The organism is Wolbachia endosymbiont of Zygogramma bicolorata (assembly GCF_051130665.1).
Taxonomy (GTDB): domain Bacteria; phylum Pseudomonadota; class Alphaproteobacteria; order Rickettsiales; family Anaplasmataceae; genus Wolbachia.
On sequence record NZ_CP149530.1, the window covers coordinates 1,234,914 to 1,251,536 of the forward strand.

Annotated in this window: 12 protein-coding genes and 1 pseudogene; 7 read left to right on the forward strand and 6 right to left on the reverse strand. The window is 35.1% G+C overall.

The annotated features are described in order from the left end of the window. The first annotated feature begins 117 nt into the window (after positions 1 to 117). Together aspS and WKH12_RS05840 are read left to right on the forward strand one after the other, a co-directional pair. Entirely contained in the window at positions 118 to 1,920 is a 1,803-nt protein-coding gene (gene aspS / locus WKH12_RS05835; RefSeq protein WP_434732665.1) for an aspartate--tRNA ligase, read from the forward strand. 35 nt (positions 1,921 to 1,955) lie between these two features. Continuing rightward, positions 1,956 to 3,218 (forward strand): MFS transporter, encoded by a 1,263-nt coding sequence (locus WKH12_RS05840; RefSeq protein ID WP_434732233.1) that lies wholly within the window; start codon positions 1,956 to 1,958, stop codon positions 3,216 to 3,218. A 7-nt stretch (positions 3,219 to 3,225) separates the two neighbouring features. On the opposite strand, the gene WKH12_RS05845 is transcribed toward WKH12_RS05840, so the two are convergent. Further along, positions 3,226 to 4,185 (reverse strand): RluA family pseudouridine synthase, encoded by a 960-nt coding sequence (locus WKH12_RS05845; protein ID WP_434732234.1) that lies wholly within the window; start codon positions 4,183 to 4,185, stop codon positions 3,226 to 3,228. 175 nt (positions 4,186 to 4,360) lie between these two features. Between WKH12_RS05845 and WKH12_RS05850 the strand changes: the two genes are divergently transcribed. Further along, positions 4,361 to 5,656, forward strand: coding sequence for a Na+/H+ antiporter NhaC family protein (locus tag WKH12_RS05850; RefSeq protein WP_434732235.1), 1,296 nt, complete (start codon positions 4,361 to 4,363; stop codon positions 5,654 to 5,656). A 653-nt stretch (positions 5,657 to 6,309) separates the two neighbouring features. Beyond that, positions 6,310 to 7,665: an IS66 family transposase gene (gene tnpC, locus WKH12_RS05855; protein ID WP_434732236.1), complete on the forward strand. Its 1,356-nt coding sequence runs from the start codon at positions 6,310 to 6,312 to the stop codon at positions 7,663 to 7,665. 4 nt (positions 7,666 to 7,669) lie between these two features. On the opposite strand, the gene WKH12_RS05860 is transcribed toward tnpC (WKH12_RS05855), so the two are convergent. From WKH12_RS05860 to WKH12_RS05875, 4 genes are all read right to left on the reverse strand, one after another. Further along, a complete protein-coding gene (locus tag WKH12_RS05860; protein ID WP_434732237.1) occupies positions 7,670 to 7,894 on the reverse strand; it encodes a hypothetical protein in 225 nt (74 codons plus the stop codon). Positions 7,895 to 8,286: 392 nt separating this feature from the next. Then, complete coding sequence (locus WKH12_RS05865) at positions 8,287 to 9,042, reverse strand: SDR family oxidoreductase (RefSeq protein ID WP_264687976.1); 756 nt, start codon at positions 9,040 to 9,042, stop codon at positions 8,287 to 8,289. Next, entirely contained in the window at positions 9,029 to 9,844 is an 816-nt protein-coding gene (locus WKH12_RS05870) for a YihY/virulence factor BrkB family protein (protein ID WP_434732238.1), read from the reverse strand. Before WKH12_RS05870 ends, WKH12_RS05865 begins: the two co-directional genes overlap by 14 nt. Positions 9,845 to 10,071: 227 nt before the next feature. Continuing rightward, positions 10,072 to 11,086 (reverse strand): IS630 family transposase gene (locus WKH12_RS05875; RefSeq protein WP_434732009.1). Its coding sequence is split into 2 segments (ribosomal slippage): positions 10,072 to 10,620 and positions 10,622 to 11,086, totalling 1,014 coding nucleotides; the frame shifts between segments, so codons are not numbered across the junction. A gap of 101 nt (positions 11,087 to 11,187) precedes the next feature. Between WKH12_RS05875 and tnpC (WKH12_RS05880) the strand changes: the two genes are divergently transcribed. Continuing rightward, positions 11,188 to 12,216 (forward strand): IS66 family transposase, encoded by a 1,029-nt coding sequence (gene tnpC, locus WKH12_RS05880; protein WP_434732666.1) that lies wholly within the window; start codon positions 11,188 to 11,190, stop codon positions 12,214 to 12,216. 145 nt (positions 12,217 to 12,361) lie between these two features. On the opposite strand, the gene WKH12_RS05885 is transcribed toward tnpC (WKH12_RS05880), so the two are convergent. Beyond that, the gene (locus tag WKH12_RS05885) at positions 12,362 to 14,029 is read right to left on the reverse strand and encodes a hypothetical protein (RefSeq protein WP_434732239.1); all 1,668 of its coding nucleotides are present in this window, start codon (positions 14,027 to 14,029) and stop codon (positions 12,362 to 12,364) included. A 180-nt stretch (positions 14,030 to 14,209) separates the two neighbouring features. Here WKH12_RS05885 and WKH12_RS05890 point away from each other — a divergent pair, with 180 nt between their 5' ends. Together WKH12_RS05890 and WKH12_RS05895 are read left to right on the forward strand one after the other, a co-directional pair. After that, complete coding sequence (locus tag WKH12_RS05890; RefSeq protein ID WP_264732549.1) at positions 14,210 to 15,487, forward strand: adenylosuccinate synthase; 1,278 nt, start codon at positions 14,210 to 14,212, stop codon at positions 15,485 to 15,487. 247 nt (positions 15,488 to 15,734) lie between these two features. Further along, positions 15,735 to 16,592: pseudogene (locus tag WKH12_RS05895) on the forward strand (hypothetical protein); the annotation flags it as partial. Positions 16,593 to 16,623 lie beyond the last annotated feature (31 nt).

The window sequence follows — 16,623 nt, forward strand, 5'->3', positions numbered from 1 at the left end:
GACAGTATAAAAGCAACACTGCTCTATTTCGTAAATTGGACAAATATCTGACGAATGGGCTTGTATGTAGTAAGGTTTATTTCTATACTTTTTAAAGAATTTAGAAGTGAAACAAATATGAACTGCTATAAAACTCACACGTGTGAAGAATTAAGGAAGAATGATGTAGGAAAGGAAGTTACCCTCTCTGGATGGTTATACCGTAAGCGCGACCATGGTAACCTAATTTTTGTTGATTTAAGAGACTTCTACGGAATCACTCAGCTAGTATTTAATAATGACAAAGATTTTTTTGATGAGATTTCAAATTTAAAATCAGAAAGTGTAATTACTGTTACAGGAATAGTTGAAGCTAGAACTGAAGATACGGTAAACAGCTCTATCGCAACCGGGAAAATTGAGGTTGTAGTTAGCAATTTACACGTTGAATCAGAAGTTGAGTTCCACTGTGATGAAGAAATAGCAAAAGAAGAAAGAAGTATATTAGCGAGCATTGCTGGCGAACAAGAATACCCAGAAAATATGAGATTTAAATATCGTTTTCTTGATTTAAGGCGAGAAAACACCCGCAACAATATTATTCTGCGCTCACAAATTATTGCAGAACTCCGCAAGCTCATGATAGAGCAAGGGTTTTTGGAAATTCAGACTCCAATACTTACTGCTTCGTCCCCTGAAGGTGCACGTGATTATTTGGTGCCAAGCAGACTAAATCTTGGTAAATTTTATGCATTGCCGCAAGCTCCACAGATTTTTAAGCAATTGCTCATGGTTTCAGGGTTTGATAAATATTTTCAAATTGCACCGTGTTTCCGTGACGAAGACGCAAGGGCTGACCGTTCTCCGGGGGAGTTTTATCAACTAGATCTTGAAATGTCTTTTGTGACTCAAGAAGACATCTTTCAGATTATTGAGTCTACCTTATATAAAGTGTTTGCTAAATTTTCTCGTAAGTCTGTCGATAAAGATTTTCCACGTATTACATATAAAGAAGCAATGCTCAAATATGGTTCTGATAAGCCAGATCTGCGCAATCCATTATTAATCAGCGATGTTACAGAAATTTTCCGTGATTCAGGGTTCAATATTTTCAAAAGCAATATTGAGCGCGGTATGGTAGTGAGAGCCATCCCTGCACCTAAAACAGCAGAGGAACCACGCAGCTTCTTTGATAAAAAGATAGAACATGCGCAAAGAGAATTCGGTGCTAAGGGTCTTGGATATATAACGTTTGATAAAGATGGAACTGCGAAAGGACCGATTGCTAAATTCCTCGATGACAATAGGCTAAATTCCATAAAAGAAATAACGGATATAAAGCCTGGAGACAGCGTGTTTTTTGCTTCTGACAAAGAGAATGAGGCAGCAACAATTGCAGGAAAAGTGCGCTCTCTCTTAGGATCAGAATTAGGTCTTATAGATGATAATATCTTCAAGTTTTGTTGGATCATTGATTTTCCCTATTTTGTATATGACGATAAAAGTAAAAAAATCGATTTCTTTCATAACCCATTCTCTATGCCACATGGTGGCTTGAAAGATTTAGAGGACAAAAATCCACTGGATATCCTTGCTTACCAATATGATCTTGTTTGCAATGGAATAGAACTGTCAAGCGGGGCGATTCGTAGTAACAAGCTGGATATCATGTATAAGGCCTTTGCCATTGCAGGCTACAGCAAAGAAGAAGTTGATACAAAATTCGGTGCGCTCGTGCGTGCATTCAGGTTCGGAGTGCCGCCTCACGGCGGTATAGCACCAGGGGTTGACAGAATGGTTATGCTGCTTGCTGATGAGCCAAACATTCGTGAAGTAATCTGTTTTCCTATGAATCAGCAAGGAGAGGATGTTCTAATGGGTGCTCCTTCTGAAGTGGACAATAAACATTTACGTGAATTATCCTTAAAGGTTATTGAATAAAAATTTTTATAGCGGAGTGTGGTAAACCGAAAATCATGAACGATATTCAAAAAGCAATACTATCAAGCATAATCTGCAATATGATTATATGGTATGAAGTAACTCTGTTTGGAGTTTTGACGCATATAATAAGCAATGTTTTTTTTCCTTCAGAAAGCGATTATTTAAGCACAATCAAATTTCTTGGTAGTTTTGCAATTGGATTTGGATTTAGACCACTTGGTGCATTTATTTTTGGTTACATTGGAGATAAATACGGCAGAAGGAAAATTTTGCTGACTTCCGTAATATTAGCTTCGATATCATCTACTGCAATTGCGATTATACCAAGCTTTAAAGAAATAGGAATATTTTCTCCTATACTGCTTCTGCTTTGTAGAATAACACAAGGAATGGCAGCAGGTGGAGAAACAAGTATCAATTCAGCTTTTTTAATAGAGCATTCAAGCGATAAAAAAAATCTAGGCTTTTTAGGTAGCATGAAAGCTTTTAGTGGTGCTCTTGGTTCTATTACATGCTTTGTAATGATAGCTGTTTGCAAAAAGTTTACAGGTGAAAATTATGAAATTTGGGGCTGGAGGTTGCCCTTCTATTTCTGCTTCATTATGGGCATAATAGGCTTTTTAACAAGATATATAATAGAAGAGAGCTTAGCATATAAAACACACGATAAAAATAAAAGCTTATCTCATTCTCCATTTTTAGAATTAATCAGGGACTATAAAAAGGCATTTGTGCTAGCAATTGGGCTTGGCGTTGCCCAAAATGCAATTGTTTATTCAGCAATCATGTTTTACAACATATCTGTAAAAGAACTTATTCTCTCAGGTATTGATATAAAAAATGTAGTAAGGATTATGGTTGAAATTACATTTGGAACGTCCGCAGTGCTATTTGCAATACTGTCTGATAAAGTTGGAAGAAAAAATGTAATGATTCCTACATTAGTAGCTCTAGCTTGCGCCGGTTTGCCGGTACTTTCGCTATTATCAAATGATAACCACTATATTGTAACGCTCACTTTTCTGTTGATAAGTGTGCCGATAGGTGCATCTTTTGGGATATATAATTCTCTTGCCTGTGAGTTATTTCCAACGAAAGTTAGGTGCACCGGCTTTAGCCTCGCACATAACATATCTGCAGGAATTTTTGGTGGCCTTTCTCCATACATATGCATGTGGCTTATAGAAAAAACCGAAACAAAACTTGCAGCAGGTATTTATCTTACTGCCTGCGCATTAATTAGCCTAATATCTGTGCTTCAAATCAAAGCCAAAGACAGAAAAGTTGATTGGTGAAATCGTTTCAGTCGAAAAATAGCACTTCAATAGACTTTTCAATGTGCTTAGGGATAGGAGCAGTAATAGTGATTTCTTTATTGCTTGGTAATTTTAAAGATAAAGAATGCGAATGAAGGTGAATTTTATTTGCTACCCCATTAATAAAAGCTTTTTTACCACCGTATTTACCGTCACCAAGAATAGGGCAATTTATATGAGCTAAATGTGCACGCAACTGATGGGTCCTGCCGGTAATTGGTTGTAATTTTAAATAAGCGACATTATGTTCTAACCTTGCTATAATTGAAAAATGCGTAGTGGCATTCTGAGGTGAATTTTCATCAACGACCACTTTTTCTTGACCTGAAACATATTTTTTCACCAATGGATAGTCTATTGTTCCACTATCCTTGCTCGGTATGCCAGAAGTCAATGCCAAGTAAGTTTTTTTTACCCTTCGTCCTTTAAATTCCTCCATAAGGTATCTGGCAACACTAGCATTGCGTGCGAATATTATCACTCCACTCGTATCTCTATCCAGCCTATGGACAATTTTAAATGTTTCTTCCTCTCTTATTTGGTCAAGCAAATCACTAATGCTAATCTTTACTTTTACGCCACCTTGAACGATGACCCCTGCGGGTTTGTTTATAGCTAGTATATATTCGTCTTCATATAATATGTTCTCTCTTAGTAGATTCACTAACTTTTCATTATATTTGCGATCAGAATTAGCGTTCTCAATATAATTCAAGTGCTTCAGCGTTATAGTTTGTCCAGAATTTACTCTATCACTAGACTTTGCTTTGCAATCATCAACTTTGATTAACCCTTTCCTTAAAGATTTTTCAATTACAGATTGCTTTAGATCAGGAAAGTTTCTTCTGATGTACCTATCCAGCCTAACGTTATCGTCTTTTACTGATATGGTTTTTATATTCTCCATTACTTTATTTGGATGTATGCTAATATCAACTGTTTGCATGACATAAAATAAAGTATAGCACAAGATATAAACCCTTCGGCTACATGTGCTATTTATTTAGTAGATTAAATATGAAGTTTAAAACTCTGCTGTCAACTTCCTGCAAAACTAGTGAAAACCAAACTTGCTTAAAACCACTTAATTAGTTATAGTCGTAAGTTTGAGGTACAGTAAAATGACAGCTTTTGTCCCTTTGATTGTTTTTTTAATCTTGTACCTTGGAAGTGGTGATTATTTTTCTTTTATCGGAACTGATAATCCACTTCATCAGGTTTCACCAGTAATCTGCTTGTTACCAGCGCTATTTTTTGCTGTCTCACGTGGTACAAATAAAATTCAGCATAACATCGATACTGTTATCAAGGGCATGGGTGACAAAAATACCCTTACTATGTGTTTAATTTTTTTATTTTCTGGAGCATTTTCTGCGGTTACTCAATCAATTGGTAGCGCAGACACTGTTGCTAATTTAATTCTTAATTTCCTTCCAGCAAGATTAATGCTGCCTGGAGTATTTTTGGCTTCTGCTTTTATTTCAACTGCAATTGGTACATCTATGGGAGTTGTTGCGCTGATGGTACCTATAGCTGTTAATCTGGCAAAAAGTGGAGCTTTTGGCCTTGAAATAGGAACTGCAACTGTAGTAGGTGGTGCCGTGTTTGGTGACAACCTCTCAATGATATCTGATACCACCATTGCATCTGTTTCTTCACAGGGAGCTTCAGCAAAAGATAAACTTAAAATAAACTCTAAGGTTGCATTTACTGCAGGTATTATAACACTCACCTATCTGGCAGTGATTTCAAGTAGTACAAAAATTATTTCTATATCAAATTTAGATTATTATTCTATAATAAAAATTATTCCTTATATTTCTTTAATAATCATGGGGCTGCTTGAAGTCACCACTTTAGTAACAATAACTGTAAACATAATTATTGCTGGTGTGCTAGGAATAGCTTTTTTTGACTATGCCATCGTTCAATTTCCTCATGACGTGTACGACGGTTTCAAAAAAGTAAACGAAATAGTAATATTTGCTCTATTTATCGGTGGGTTGAGCCATATAATGTACAAACAAGGTCAAAAAGCGTTGCATAAACTCATCGATGAAAGCAATATCACAAAAACTAAAGCTGAATTTTTGATAGCAGGAATTGCGTCTATGTTTACTACCTTAGTTGCCAATAATACCATTGCTATTTTACTAAGTGGTGGCATTGCAAAAAGACTCGCACAGAAACACGATATTGTACCATACCGCAGTGCATACTTATTAGATGTTTTTGCTTGTGCTACAAAAGGCATCTTACCTTATGGTTCTCAACTATTGCTAGCAGGAAGTATAGCTTCTGTATCACCTGTTTCTTTATTAACACAGGTATATTACTGCTTTATTCTAGCGGCAGTTACAATAGGCGAAATAATCATCAACAGCAGAAAAGAGAAACATTGTGCAGCTGCAACTTAAAGTTTCTCTTTTTTTACCCATAAGGAACGGAATTACTTGACAAACTCCGCCAGCCCCCTTATCATGAAACTGAAGGTATTCAGTTATCTTCATCTGTGCAGATTAAACAGCAAGAAAACAACGTGGTTGGCGTCTTATTTTTAATTTTTTGCACTATGTGCACCTTATGTCTTCACAATATTTCTAGGTTTTTACCTACACAAGCTGAAACGCGCTTATAAGTCGTTTAAGACAGTATAGTACGCCAATTTGCAGGATTAGAGAGTGACAACTAGCTAACACGGGGTTTCTTTTGCCTTTTTTTCTGCTTAGTAAATTTCTTAAACATTTGCAGCGTAGGTTAGTTGCAATTAAAAGCAGCTAAATTGCAGTGTTTAAGACTTAAAAAACGCCAAATACTGAAAATAGACAATGACTAGGGCTTCTTTTGCCTTTTTTTTCGCTTGGTAAATTTCTTAATATTTATAGCAACATGAACTGGGCAGGAAGGTGTCATTCCAGTGCTCCTTTTTTTGTCATCCCAGTGCCCAGACACTGGGATCTAGCTAAGTTAGTGAGTGTAAAAGTAGCCGTAACCGTTCACGGAGATAAGGTGGTTTACAAAGTAAGTATAAAAGTGTAAAGAGATAGGAAGCTAAATATGGAATGGGTAAATGACAACAGTGCTGCAAGAAAAGGTTGTAGCAGAAAACGCTAATCTCAAGGAAGAAATAAAAGCACTGATCAGAGAAAATGATAGCTTGAAAGCAAAAATAGTTGAATTAGAAGACAAATTGGGCTTAAATTCGCAAAATTCATCGCTGCCACCATCACGAGATATATATCGTAAGAAAGCAAAAAAGAAAAGTGATAAAAAACCAGGAGGTCAGCCAGGACATAAGGTGCATAAGCGTGAATTAATGGCTGCAGACGAGGTAGTGAGATGCACAATTGATACAATTTGTATGTGTGGAGGTAAGATTACTTTAGAAGATGAAATTATTCATCAGAAGGCAGAGTTGCCAGAAATTAAGCCAATTGTAACTGAGTACAGGTTGCAAAGAGGACATTGTAGAGTATGTAATAAAAGAATTACAGCAAATTTACCCGAAGGTGTTGCAAGAGATTTTCTAGGACCCAATGCTAAAACAGTTATAAGCAGCCTTAGCGGCTTTTTTATTAACTCAAAAAGAGAGGTACAGCAAATTTTGGGCAGTATTTTTAATCTAAATATAAGCCTTGGCTTAGTCTCAAATACTGAACGCAGGGTATCGAAGAAGTGTGCATCTGAATATGAGAAAATGAAGGAAGAGTTGCAAGGAAGCGAGTATTTGCATATAGACGAAACAGGGCACAGAAATCAAGGAAAGAGAGGCTGGAGTTGGGTAATAACAAACAAAGCGTTGACACTTCTGAAGGTAAGCGAGTCTCGTGGTAAGAAGGTGTTGAAGAGTTTACTGCCAGAATATGATGGTATAGTTGTGAGCGATAGATACGCTGTATACAATTACTTCAATCGTGAAAATAGACAGATATGTTGGGCACATCTGGCAAGAGATTTTGAGAGATTTGCCCATAGTAAAAATGTTGAAGTGAGCAAAATTGGCCAAGCACTAAAATCGCTCAGCAATAAGGTGTTTGTAGTAGATAAGGCAAAAAAACAAAATTTGATAGATAATTTGAGATTTTATCGACTGGTGGGAAAAATTCGGAAAAGGGTAAAACATTTTTTACGTAAAATGACGAGGGTTGCAAATAGCACTCAAGCTTCAAGAATGGCCGCTAAGATGTTACGATCTGAGGATATGATGTGGAAGTTTTTAAGAAAACCTGAAGTGATAGAAACAACTAATAACCTTGCAGAACGGCAAATTAGACGGTACGTAATTTATCGTAAAAACAGCTTTTTCACCTGGTCAGAACGTGGAGAAAGATTCGTGGAAAGAATGTTGTCGATATTTTTGACATCACGTCTAAATGGCCAGAACCCCTTTCAAAAGCTACAGAATCTAGTAGCTGTCACTGCTTAGTTCTTTAATTCATTCTCACAATCCGTGAACGGTTACGATACTTGTAAGTTATTTTTGCTAAAAGAATCGTGCTTGCGTTATAGCTGGACTTTTTGAATATTCTATTTCTAAACTTTTCGGCAACACCTTCCCCTTCTTCTATTTTTCTTGCTAGTTTTTGTATATTCTTTTCATCTTTATTTGTTAATTCATATATGTCACATACTAATGTCAATTTTGACGTTTTCATAATGTTTTTCCCCCTATTAAGATTTATTGATTTAGTTGTAGTAGTTGAAATAGAAAACCGGTTAAGTTGCCTAGTTTGGTTCTTTTTTTCAATCAAAGGTATTCTACTGTTTTAAATTCCTTGTAAAGATTTAGCTTATCTTTTACATCTAAACAGCATTAACACGATTTGGCTTTTTGTAGATGAGTAATTCTCTAGGAATTATCCTATTGAATTCTATGATATTATTTTTTGTAACATTGTCTAAAGTGCCCAGACACTGGGATCCAGGAAACTTTGATTGTAAACTAATTTGGTAAGCATAAAAGTAAAACACAACGTTCTTGATTATGTTAAATTAAAAACTAGATCCCAGTGTCTGGGCACTGGGATGACATCCTTTCTAGTGTAATTTATTCGGGAGATTTGCTAAGCGGTAAGATTTTTCCTGATACGCTGCAATCGTTAGAAGCTAACTCCACAAATTTGTCTGTTAGTTTATCAGGTGACACCAATTCAGATCCAGGAAATGCCTGCTCACTACCCACAGGTCCTTTCGTGTATACAGCATTTACACATAATTTTGTATGTTTTGTCTCAGATGCATATATCTGCACCATTATTTCTAGTGCAACTTTACTTGCAGCATACGGCATCCAATATGGATAAGAGGAAGGAGAAAGTGTCACCTCTGAGGTCATGAATATCACTCTTCCAGCATTAGACTTCTTTAGCATTGGATCTAAGTTTTTTAGTAAGTACCAATTGGCAGTAAAATTTGTATTCATTACGTTCTGTAGCTCTTCAATCTCACAGTCGTGAATAGGGTTCAATTTGCCTAAAATTCCAGTACATGCAACTAATATATCAAGTGCTCCAGATTCTGATAATTTCAGGCTTTCTATCATGTTTGTCAGTATCTTTACATTCTCAAAGTCTAAAAGATCAAGCTGAATTAGTTTCACAGAGCCTTCTTTAAATTCTTCAAGCTCTTCAATTTCATTATATAGTGGCTTGAGATTATCAAGAGATCTTGAAATCAGAATCACACATGCACCTTCTTTTACAAATCTTTTTGCAACAGCAGAGCCTATTTCACCTGAAGCTCCGGTGATTAAAGCTACTTTACCTTCTAACTTACTCATTTCTTTCTCCTTAGCGAGATTCATTGAAATATTTTAGCTGAAAATTAAATTTTGCTCCATATATAAAAATCAAACTTAGCATATAAAAAAATAGTAATGACACTACCATACCACCTAAACTTCCATATATCAAATTCAGTTGATCAAAGGAAGCTTTTAAGTATTGCTTGAAAGCTGAAGCAGAAATTGCCCAAAGAATAACAGCCACACAAGATCCAGGAAAGACGTCTGATAAATTTTGTTTTATGTTTGGCAACATAAAATATAGCCAAGAGACTACTGTGAAAAGTACAAATTCAATGAGGAGATATTTAGTATAACTAATCCCCTGATAGGAAAAATCAATTAGCATTGGCACTAATGTAGAGAACACTATAGTTAGAGTTATAATAAGCGTGATCACTAAAAATTGTAGTATACTTAACAACCTTCTTAATATATAAGGTGGCGAAACCGGAACTTTATAAGCTTTGTTCAATATTGTTCTTAGCCCTTCAATTGTTGACGAGGCGGTCCAAACAGCGCTTACAATTGCTAAAGTTAGTAAGCTTTGCGGCAGGCCTGATATTATCTCTCTGATACGCGGCATCAAAGATGATAAAATATCCTGTGGCATGTTATCAATGATAAATACCCAGCCAATGTTATACTGGTCTAAGAAATTTGCGAATGTTGACGCCACAGCCATTAAAACAATAAGAAAAGGGAATATCGATAACAGGATTAAAAATGATAGATACCCTGCATGCTCCACTCCATCATTATGAATTGTGTCAATCAAAGCACGATAAAGGCAATAAACGATGCTGTAAAATTTCTGTAGCACTGTAATATAAACGAACCAAGAAAAGTATTCTAAATGAAATAAAGGATACTTTTAAGCAAAAAAATCCTCACCATTTACTTAAACTTAATCAATGTGATAGATAATCTAGCACAAAACAGAGATGAGAGGAGGCGTAATGAAAAATTTTCTTCTACTAGTGGCGTTAATTCTCTCCTTTACGTTTGATGCCGCTGCTGCCAGGCTTCGTGATGATGTAATACCAAATCTCATAAATAAGTAGGCAAATAACTCACAGAACAAATGGTTTTGATCGAACTTTCCGTAATATTACGAATGAATGCACATACAGTATCCTCCAATAAACTAACAGAGTCATATATTCTATTTTTAATGAGATTGTCTTTCAAATATTGCCATAAACGCTCTACTGGATTTAACTCTGGTGAATATGGAGGTAAATAGATTAAGGTAATATTTTGTGGTATTTTTAAACCTTTGGATCTATGCCATCCTGCACAATCCACAACAAGAAATGCCTCCCTTGTTCCTAAATATTGTGACATCTGCTCAAGGAATATATTCATACAATCAGTATTGACGTTTGGTACGAATAAGCTAGAACTCTCTCGATTTCTAGGATTAACTGCACTATAGAGATAAAAGTTTTGCCTACCTAATTTTACCTTAACCTGTGTCCTAATGCCTTTTTTAAACCACCCGTGTCCAATCTTTGAATGTGTGCCAAACCGCGACTCATCGAAGAAAAATAGCTCTTTTTCGGGATACGTGACAATAGTTTCATTAAGATTTTTTTTTAAACTCTTCTTGTTTATTTTTATCCTGTTTATTGTGCACAGGCCTTGGAGTAATATACGAAAAACCTAACTTTTGCATCAGTCTATGTGCTGTAGACTTACTTACCTCAATAGAAAACATTTTCTCAATTATGATTTTTAATTTCTTAGCCGTTAGGTTGGCTCCTTCTTCTGCTATGACATTTTTAATTTCTTCTTGCTGCTTGTAGCTCAACTTCGGCTTTACTCCACGTCCTGGTTGTATTTTAAACGCATTGACTCCTCCTTCCTTAAATCTTGTAATCCACTTCATCAATGTAGTTCTAGTAATTCGGTATATTTGAGCAACTTTTGTTATTCCATATTCTTTTGCAGATATTATTGCCTGTAATCTTCTTCCTATCTCTCCTCTTATGCCGTGCTTCTTTAATTCCAGGTTACACTTATTATATAATTCTTCTCCTATTGCTTTACTTTTTCCTGCCATAACTCCCCACTAATTCTCAAATTATTCTATTTTAGAAATTTTTCTTTATTCCTCTATTTATTTTTAGGAATTGGTATAAGATTACTTTAGAAGATGAAATTATTCATCAGAAGGCAGAGTTGCCAGAAATTAAGCCAATTGTAACTGAGTACAGGTTGCAAAGAGGACATTGTAGAGTATGTAATAAAAGAATTACAGCAAATTTACCCGAAGGTGTTGCAAGAGATTTTCTAGGACCCAATGCTAAAACAGTTATAAGCAGCCTTAGCGGCTTTTTTATTAACTCAAAAAGAGAGGTACAGCAAATTTTGGGCAGTATTTTTAATCTAAATATAAGCCTTGGTTTAGTCTCAAATACTGAACGCAGGGTATCGAAGAAGTGTGCATCTGAATATGAGAAAATGAAGGAAGAGTTGCAAGGAAGCGAGTATTTGCATATAGACGAAACAGGGCACAGAAATCAAGGAAAGAGAGGCTGGAGTTGGGTAATAACAAACAAAGCGTTGACACTTCTGAAGGTAAGCGAGTCTCGTGGTAAGAAGGTGTTGAAGAGTTTACTGCCAGAATATGATGGTATATTTGTGAGCGATAGATACGCTGTATACAATTACTTCAATCGTGAAAATAGACAGATATGTTGGGCACATCTGGCAAGAGATTTTGAGAGATTTGCCCATAGTAAAAATGTTGAAGTGAGCAAAATTGGCCAAGCACTAAAATCGCTCAGCAATAAGGTGTTTGTAGTAGATAAGGCAAAAAAACAAAATTTGATAGATAATTTGAGATTTTATCGACTGGTGCGAAAAATTCGGAAAAGGGTAAAACATTTTTTACGTAAAATGACGAGGGTTGCAAATAGCACTCAAGCTTCAAGAATGGCCGCTAAGATGTTACGATCTGAGGATATGATGTGGAAGTTTTTAAGAAAACCTGAAGTGATAGAAACAACTAATAACCTTGCAGAACGGCAAATTAGACGGTACGTAATTTATCGTAAAAACAGCTTTTTCACCTGGTCAGAACGTGGAGAAAGATTCGTGGAAAGAATGTTGTCGATATTTTTGACATCACGTCTAAATGGCCAGAACCCCTTTCAAAAGCTACAGAATCTAGTAGCTGTCACTGCTTAGTTCTTTAATTCATTCTCACAATCCGTGAACGGTTACCTTGAAACATATGATGCAACGGCACGTAGTTTTTACGATTAGGTGCATTGTAAAATAGCAACCGTTGCAACCATGAACTCTAAAATATTCAAGGAGCCTACCAGTATCTTTAAAGTAAATGTTCATGTGATTCCACAGATAATTTCTGTTTTTTGATTCTATCTGTCCATTTATCATTTTCTATATCTTGTTTGTTGGTTGCTCTTTTTTCTTGCTCAACAATTGCCTTATCTATCTTCTGATGAATTGCATCAATTGCATTAATTGCATTTTTTTCTTTGTATACTTCGCTTTTCCCTTCAATAATTAACTTAATAAAAGTATTTACAACAGACTGCACTTGATTATGATTAACCTGACCTTTTATCAAAGAAGGTAAAGATCCTAATTCCATTATATGTTGACCTATGTTATTCTTTATACCTTCTGTATGCATTAACTTTATTATTTCATCATCAAATTCTTTCAATACTTCTGATGCTGTTTTATCTTGAGTGGAAAGCCCTAAATTATCTGCTACTTCACTTGTTAATAACTCTCTGTTTTCTTTATTATCTTCCAATTTAGCATAATTACTCAACAGATCCATAACTGTAGATACTCTGACTTCAACAATACCATCAACATCTTCATTTCCTAAAGCAACTCCTGATTCCAATAACCTCCCTCTGAGATTTTTGCTTAAAAGATTGATAAACTCTTTATTTGCATCCGATCCTGTAGCAGATATTGTACCATCTAAATAGTTACTTTGAGTACCTAAGCTATGCTCTATTTGTATTTTTGTCTCAGGTTTAAATCCTAATTTTGCACAGAATTTCTGAAAATATTCTTTAATAATGTCAAACAAGCTCTTGCCATTATCTTTATAATTTTTTAACTCTTTAGGAATAGTAAGTGACAATTTACCATCTCTGTATGTTACAAAGTCTTTACCATCTTGAGACTCAAGTGTAAATTCTAATGAGTTAGACAGATCACATATCTTATCACCATGCATAACTTGATTTTTAACAGAGAGTATTGGTAGCCTCATGTCAGATCTAATTCTTACATTATTTTGGTTAGCACAATCAATATTTATTACTTTTTTAGTATTTTCTACTATGAACGACTGTCCAAGTGCAAGTTGGGTTTGTATAAATGGAGCAGCCTCATACCCTGCTTGATTACAATTGGTGACTAGCTCTTCTAAAATAGCATTACTTGGAACTTCTGCCCCAGCGTATCTGAACATTTTCTTGAAAACTTCTTTTGCAAAGGAACGGTAGTCTTTGTTTTCATCTTTCTCTGTTGGTAATAGATGTTGGCCAGCATTGTAAAATTCTTCAAATTCTTTCTTATATGAATCGGTTTTTTGATGATTGGCAGTTTTGGGATTTTCACAGTGATTTTTCCATAGCTCACCCAATGCATTACTTACAAGCTCTTTCTCAATATCTTCGAGTACTGAAGCAACAAAAGCTTTGCCATGATCCGTATCTATTTCTCTTGTTCCTTTTTTGTTAAATATTTCGTCATTATATATATCATCACTATTAAAAAGTTCGCTTTTGTGGTGCTTAGCTCCTTCCTTAAATGCAATAATAAGATTTTTATCTATTTCTTTTCCGTTAATAATAAAATTCATCCTTTGAAAATCTAAGAACATTGTTTCACCAGAATTTGCTAATTCATTATCTTGACCTGCTCTTAATTTACTAAAATTGAACTCTTTAGCTGTGGCCTTTAATCTAACTACTGGACTCTTATTATTTTTTCCTTTTGCCTCTTTCATAAATAACACCTTACTGTAAATATGCTGTAAGTTATATCATATAATGATGAATAATTTGGTAATATATTAAGAAAATCGACAGTATATTTCTTTATTTAAGAGGTGCAGGAAAGGCGCAGATTTCTCTTTCCATTTGTAGCGTACTGCATTAATATTTATGTATTAATTTAGAAAATAATGATGAATAACATTGTAATTGTTGGTCTGCAATGGGGTGACGAAGGCAAGGGTAAAATAGTAGATTATCTTTCTGGGAATGCAGATGTAGTTGTGAGATTTCAGGGAGGAAATAATGCAGGGCACACTATAGTAATAGATGATGAGGTTTATAAATTAAATTTACTGCCCTCTGCTGTTTTGAGAACGGGCAAAATATCCATCATAGGAAACGGTGTTGCTCTTGATTCACATGCTCTAATCTCAGAAATAGAGTCATTGAAAGTTAAAGGAGTGGACGTAAACTATAACAACTTGATGGTATCCGAGAGCTGTCCATTAATACTTAGCGTACATAAGGACAAGGAAAAGCTATTTGAAGATTTAAACGGAAATCACAAAATTGGTACAACAAACAAAGGGATAGGGCCATGTTATGAAGATAAAGTTGGAAGGAGAGCTATACGCCTTTGTGATTTAGAAAACGCAGATGAGCTCAATAAAAGAGTGGATACTCTTCTGAATTACCACAATGCTATCAGAAAAGGCCTTAACTACCAGGTGGTTAAAAAAGAAGAAATATTAAAAGAAATTCAAGGGATTTCAAAAAAAATTCTTTCATATAAAAAACCTGTGTGGAGGATATTAAATGACTTTGTGAAAGAAGGTAAGAAAATAATATTTGAAGGCGCCCAAGGCACATTTTTAGATATCGACCACGGAACTTACCCTTTTGTTACTTCAAGTAATACTGTAGCGTCGCAAGCAATAACAGGCTCAGGATTAGCCTCCAATGCTTACATTATTGGTGTGGTAAAAGCTTATACAACAAGAGTGGGCAATGGTCCATTCCCTACTGAGCAAAAGAACGAGATTGGAGATAGCTTATTTACTATAGGCAAGGAGCTTGGAACAGTGAGCAATAGAAGAAGGCGCTGCGGATGGTTTGACGCAGTTTTAGTGCGCCAGGCTGTGCAACTTTCTGGAGTTTCAAGCATTGTATTAACCAAATTAGATGTGCTTGATTCTTTTGATACAATTAAAATATGCACTGGTTACAAGTATAGCGGGAAAATGTATGATTATTTACCCGCATCGCATTCAATACAGGAGGAATTAGAGCCAATATATGAAGAGTTTCCTGGCTGGAAAGAAAATACTCAAGGTAAAAGGTCGATTGAAGCATTGCCTATCAATTTAATAAAATATATAGACAAGTTAGAAAAATTAATAGGTGTACCAATTCATCTAATTTCAACTAGTCCAAAAAGAGAGGATGTTATTGAGCTTAAAGATTTCTGAAAACGTCTTTTAACTTTTATCCAATAAAAAAAATACTTGCATAACTCAAAATACTAAGTCTATTATATAAGATATATTATAAACTTATAGTGAGTAGTGTACAATGAAAGACAAAAGCTTAAGTTTAACACTTGCAGTTATTTTCAACACAATTAAGTTAATAATAAAAGTTAGTGTAGAACGTGGTTTGATTTTTTTGAATATATGTTAATTGGTATAATATAAATATAGTCAAAGGAGGTGTGTTATGATTGGAGGTTTGACTAAGGGAGACAAAGTAGCAGAGGCAGGAGAGGATTCTGGTATTAGATCAATCGCATCATGTGCTTGGAGTGCAATAAATCGCTTGTTGGCATCTTATGAACGCGATCTATATTCGTCACGGCTTACACTACGTTTTGCATCCCTCAAGGACCGTATCGATGAAGTGGAAAAAGAAAATCCTTCCACTAAGGACTCTGCTACAATAAAGTTCTGCCGCTCAATTTCAGAAAATGATAAATTATGCAAAGAATTAAGAAATTTAAATAATCTTGCTGAAAATTTTGCCAATAAAGAATTTGATTCTCAATTAGAGAAGATAATAACAGGTTTTAAACTAAAAGATCTAGAAGACAAGGTAGGCTTCTTAGTACTTTTGAAAGAAGAAAGTGACTTCACTGCTATACAAAAGGCTTATAGGGATGAGTGGAGTTTTTATGACCTAATAAACGATAGAGATTTTAAACAAACGTACATAGATAAAGTAGTAACAGAGTCTGCTAATAAGAGCTTTAAGGAAGATATAAATAAATGCATAGAGTTGGCAGAGCAGGGAAAAAAAGCTGCAAGTAAATATTTTGAGAGGAAAGACGTAGAGCTTCGAGCTTATTACACAGAAACTGATAACGCTGATAGAGTTTTGAATGTTAACCTTATTAATTACAATAGAAGTGAGCCAACAAGAATTAGTGACATTTTACAGCAAGAGAAAGGTATTAAAGAATTGAATATCTATTGCAATAAAAAACATGAAATATACGCTCATCAAGAAGATAAGAAAAGATATTATGAATTTAAAGAAGGCGCATATTATGAAATGACAAGCACTTGGCCTGTAGAGAATGGATCCAGAATGTGTACCATGATTATGAATG

Excerpts from the sequence above, each read along its gene's own strand:
- tnpC (WP_434732236.1), top strand. The coding sequence starts at position 6,310 with ATGACAACAGTGCTGCAAGAAAAGGTTGTAGCAGAAAACGCTAATCTC.
- WKH12_RS05885 (WP_434732239.1), bottom strand. The coding sequence starts at position 14,029 with ATGAAAGAGGCAAAAGGAAAAAATAATAAGAGTCCAGTAGTTAGATTA.
- WKH12_RS05865 (WP_264687976.1), bottom strand. The coding sequence starts at position 9,042 with ATGAATCTCGCTAAGGAGAAAGAAATGAGTAAGTTAGAAGGTAAAGTA.
- WKH12_RS05845 (WP_434732234.1), bottom strand. The coding sequence starts at position 4,185 with ATGCAAACAGTTGATATTAGCATACATCCAAATAAAGTAATGGAGAAT.
- WKH12_RS05840 (WP_434732233.1), top strand. The coding sequence starts at position 1,956 with ATGAACGATATTCAAAAAGCAATACTATCAAGCATAATCTGCAATATG.
- WKH12_RS05850 (WP_434732235.1), top strand. The coding sequence starts at position 4,361 with ATGACAGCTTTTGTCCCTTTGATTGTTTTTTTAATCTTGTACCTTGGA.
- WKH12_RS05890 (WP_264732549.1), top strand. The coding sequence starts at position 14,210 with ATGAATAACATTGTAATTGTTGGTCTGCAATGGGGTGACGAAGGCAAG.
- aspS (WP_434732665.1), top strand. The coding sequence starts at position 118 with ATGAACTGCTATAAAACTCACACGTGTGAAGAATTAAGGAAGAATGAT.
- WKH12_RS05860 (WP_434732237.1), bottom strand. The coding sequence starts at position 7,894 with ATGAAAACGTCAAAATTGACATTAGTATGTGACATATATGAATTAACA.